1 protein-coding gene is annotated in these 2,302 nt (G+C 66.2%); it reads left to right on the plus strand.

The genetic code is table 11. The features are described from left to right. A partial coding sequence (locus HCC78_RS32115; RefSeq protein WP_172332753.1) for an Ig-like domain-containing protein occupies positions 1-2,302 on the plus strand: 2,302 nt, incomplete at both ends.

The raw sequence follows: 2,302 nt of genomic DNA on the forward strand, positions 1-2,302 counted from the left end.
GACCGCGGACACCGTGTCCTACTACGGCGGGACGCTGATGTACCGTCTGAACCATGCGACGGACTACCAGTATTTCGGCGAATGGCAGCACGCCGACATGGTTCACCGCTATCCGGTCATTCCGGCAAGCCCGAGGGACCAGCTGGAGCGGGCAGACTTCATCGCGAACACCATGGCGACCGGCGACAGCTGGTCCCGCTCCCTTGCCGAGCACGCCACCTTCCTTGCTGGGGCGGCAAAGGCAGCGGACGTTCCCTATGTGAACCTGTGGCACGCTAACCCGGTCCTCGCCACCGAGCACTGCGGCGGCAACCATTGGGTGGTAAACGATACCGGCAACAAGGTGGTGACGCTGCCCGCCAGCGGCACCGAGCGGACGGACAGCGGCGGCGCCTGGATCTTCGTCGTCTTCGCGGTCGGAACCAGCGACACGAACACGGTCACGATACAAGCACCGGCTGGGGGGTCGATTTCCGCGGACGGGCTGACGGGTCTGTCGTCCCTGGTTCTCTCGCGCGCCGAAAGCGTGCAGCTTGTCCGCCAGATCGGCAGCACCGTCTGGACGGCAGACCGCGGGATCCTCGGTTCGCAGGGCATCTTCGGCAAGACCGCCGGGGCGACCTACGGCGCCACCCGCGAGGACATGGGCGTGGTCTACGCGGCAGGCAACGCTCTCGTCCTGGCCTCCAAGTCCCTGCAATACGAGGGGGCGCAGGACTACGTGGAAGGCGAGTTCAACACCTTCCTGCGCGACTTCACCGGAGACGAAAGGGTGTTCTACCCCGGCGCCATCGGCACGATCACGCAGCAGCCGGATCAGGGCTCCTTCGCGGGCAACAACCTGACGACCGGCGTCGCCCTCAAGGGCACGGGCGAGAACTACATGGTCTCTAACACCGCATGGGACATCCGCGACTATGACGACACGGCGGCCATGCTGGCCGTGCTCCCGAATGCCGTCGCAGGCGTGAAGGGCTATCCCCGCACCCGGGCGGAAGTCATCGCCATGGCGACCCCGGCAGACCCGAACATCTGGCGGGGCGCAATCGGAGCCATGGACATGGATACCGGCGAGTGGCTGTCAGGCGGACCGGCTCCGGCGGTCTTCAACTCGACCCCGGCCAACGGCGATCTCTATGTCCTTCGGGATACGGTGATCGCCGTGGAATGGGACCGCAAGGTCGCTCTGGTCGGCACGCCGACGCTGACCCACTCGGGCGGATCGGTTGCGTTCACCACGGACGTCCGCGGCAACACGATCTATGTCACCCCGAACGCCGATCTTGCCTACGAGACCGAATACACGCTGACCTTCCCGGCTGGGTCGGTGGAGGCGAGCTACGGAACCGGCAACGCCGCTGCGTCCATTTCGTTCACCTCGCGCCCCGACGTGTTCTCCTACGCGGACAGCTTGATCAACACGTCGGTCGAGACGTCCGTCTGGGACAGCAAGACGGTCGATGCGGACGGCTACTGGATCAACACCTCGCTCGCTACCGCCTCGGCGGACAGCAACGCGGGCGAGCATGATCGTCTCCCCGCGGGCAACTACACGCTCTGCGTGGACATCCTGGACGCCGATCCGGTGGACTCCGGCTTCGGCATCATCACGGTCTCGTTCAACGACTTCGGCATCTCGAACAACGGCCTGACCTACAACTGCGGCAGCCATGTTCTCTACCCGCATGCCAACTTCGTCGCATCCGGCATCATCCCACTCACCGGCGGGGGCCTGCGTCTCTGGGGCCATCTCCCGGTCTCCGGCTCCGGCGACAGCCGGGTCCTCGTGACTATCGGGTCCGGGGCCTCTGCGCAGAGCACCGGCTACCGCCGTCCGGCTCTGTTCAGCGGCTATGCCACGGAGGCAGAGCTGATCTCGCTCGGCGATGCGGGAACCCCGGTCGAAGCCGCACCGGCCATTGTCTCCACCTACCCGGCTGATGGGCAGACGATCATTCCTGTCGGCGCCGCGATCTCCATCGTCTACGATCAGGCGATCACCCTTGTAGGCACTCCGACGCTGGTGGACGGCAGCAGCAACCCCGTCGCCTTCACGGCAAGCGTCAGCGGGTCCACCCTGACGATCACGCCGGACGCGGACATGGCCTTCGAGTCCACGCACACGGTCACGCTGCCCTTGGGCCTGGTTCAGTCCGCCGGCGGCACGGACAGCGCGGCGGCGAGCTTCACCTTCACCACGACCGTCGATGGCTTCACCTACGCGCAGAGCCTCGTGGCCACCGACCTGTCCGCCGCGGCATGGGGCTCCCAGACCCCGGATGGCGAGGGATGGGTTCCGCTG

Source organism: Mangrovicoccus sp. HB161399, assembly GCF_013184745.1.
GTDB lineage: Bacteria > Pseudomonadota > Alphaproteobacteria > Rhodobacterales > Rhodobacteraceae > Mangrovicoccus.